1 protein-coding gene and 1 pseudogene are annotated in these 2,325 nt (G+C 65.8%); both read right to left on the bottom strand.

Annotated features, from left to right (window positions below; translation table 11 throughout):
- A pseudogene (locus AC0Z9V_RS18120) lies at positions 1-677 on the bottom strand (ATP/GTP-binding protein); the annotation flags it as partial.
- A 236-nt stretch (positions 678-913) separates the two neighbouring features.
- Positions 914-2,317 (bottom strand): SCO6880 family protein, encoded by a 1,404-nt coding sequence (locus AC0Z9V_RS18115; protein WP_485142386.1) that lies wholly within the window; start codon positions 2,315-2,317, stop codon positions 914-916.
- Between the last annotated feature and the right edge of the window lie 8 nt (positions 2,318-2,325).

Raw genomic sequence — 2,325 nt, 5'->3', positions numbered from 1 at the left:
TCGCTGCCACGATCCAAAGCGACCTCCCGCACCTGAGCCGGACGGCTTTTGAGGACGGCTCGTAGGTCGTCCATGAGGGGGACGGTGCCGGCAGGGTTGTGCTCAGCTTCGAGGACCATCAGGCACCGGTCGAGGATCGACTCCTCACGCTCATCGAGGGGCTTCTTGCGCAGGATGGCGATGAGAGCGGCGATGAGTCCACGACGTCGAGCGTGGAGCTCGGTGAGCAGTTCCTCCCGCTTCACCGGGGACAGTCGGATCGCAGCTTCCAGGGCGCCGGCGTCATCGAGGGGGTTGATGTGGCCGATACCGCGACCCAGCGGCAGGCCCTTGCCGCCGAGCTTTTCGATCATGTCGATGTGTTCGCCCTTGATGTCCCCGAGAATCATCGGGTTCACCCCGAACGCACACAGCCCGATCGCCATGCGGCGCAGCAGCGAGGACTTCCCCAAACCGGGGTTCGCCATAACGAACGCGGACGGGTTCGAAATCAGACGGACGTTCTGGAACCACGAAATCGGGTCACAGCACACCGGCTCGTTCGAGAGCAGGTTCCGACCCAACGGCACACCTTCCAGGGGCGCGCCTCCCCCCATCGGGAACGGGTACAACCCGCACACCTGATAGTTCGTGCCGCGCATCTCCTTCACCGGGTGCAGCAGCTGCGCCTCACCCATCCCACGGCCCTTGAACCCACGAGGGCCCGGACGCATCGCGGCTTTCACCGCGGTGCTCCCTGTCCGTGCCTTCTTCGCCCCCTTGGTGCCGCTCTTGCCTCGGCCCTTCGCCTTCGTCGAAGCGTTCGTTGACCGGCTTGTACCGAGCTTCGCGAGAACCTGAGCCCACGCGCCATGAGGAGCCTCCCCCGAGTTGCCTGGGTTGAATGAACCTGCAGCGGGATTCAGCGCGGCCATCAGAGTGCGTCCCTTACAGTCTTGGGCAGTGCCAGATGGTCGGGAATGACGATGCCCAGCGGCAGGCCGGCGGCGAAGGTCGAGTCCTGCGCCCCGTAAGCCTCCTCGAGGCGGATACGCGCCGACGCGCCAAGGTTCTCGATGGCGGCCTCGGCTTCGGGCAGGTCCTCCTTGTGGCGGACGGTCGCGGTGACGATCATCGCGAAGTTCAGCAGACCTGCTCCATCGGCTTCCTCCTCGGCCGTGGCTTTCGCGGCCCGCGTCTCACGGCTGTCCCGTGATGTTGCACGGTTGCGGGAGGAGGCGTTGAAGGTTGCGGTGTTGACGTCGTTCTCGACCAGCTGCGCGGCCCGCGCCGGGTCGATGGGACGGTAGAGCATCGTCACGCGCTTACGGACGACCTCAGGGGTCGGCGCGACGAGGGACTGCAGCACGTTCGCCTGGATGGTGGATCGAGGCGGCACGGACATCGCCCACGTCTTCGACCACGCGTTGTTGTGGTGGTAGCTGTCCCAGAACGCGTCAGCGGCCTGCGGGCCGACCTCGTTCCAGTCCAGCATCGGCGCTTTGCCTTCGGCGTGGGCACGGTCGAACAGAATCGCCTCGGCCGGGTCGTAGGCCACCCGAATGACCTCGCACAGCTCCTGCGCGGACAAGGGGGTCGAGACGCCGGCCCCGGTATCTCCCAGGCTCAGGGTCAGGTTCGGCAGGCGCGCCGCGAGGTCATTGGCGACCTCATCGGCTTTACGGAGCTTCCCGCCCGGGCGCAGCGTGGCCTTGAACGTCACCGCGATGTAGGCACGCGTGACTGTCGCACCAGTGGGTAGGGCCCGCACGGTTTCGTTCATGATGTCGCGGGCGAACACCGGGGCGTTCGGGTCCATCCGGTTCTCGACCTTGCGGGCGAGACGAAAACCGGAGTCCGGTGCGGTCTCGATCGTCGCGGACGCGGCGATCAGGCCGGGCTCGTCGGTGAGCATTCCAAGCCAGTGCGACCACCGGTCGACCCAGCGGTTGATCTGCTCCTGGTCGACCATGCCGCCACCGTCCGGCTCCGACCCGAGGACCACGGTGTAGTGGTTCTTCACCGGAATGTGCAGCAGAGCGAACGGGCGGCCGTAGCCGTCGGTGTGCTCACTGATGGTGGAGCGGGCGGAGATACCCGGCAGCTGCGTCGTTCCGGACGGGACACGGCTGATCGGTCCCGCCCGGTACACGTTCGCCCCGGCATAGCGGGCGTTCATCCACCCGAAACGGCGCATGATGCGCTCGATCATCGTGCGGCCGTGCTTGTTCTTCTGCATCGACAAAAGGATCAACAGTCCGATCAGCAGCTCGAAGACCAGCGCCAGCATCCACTGTCCGAGCATCATCAACACCACCCCGACGACAACGCCGAGGATCAGGATCA

Source organism: Arthrobacter sp. UYP4 (genome assembly GCF_057291175.1).
Note: the sequence above shows the minus strand (reverse complement) of the source record. Positions and strands in the feature narration are given on the sequence as shown.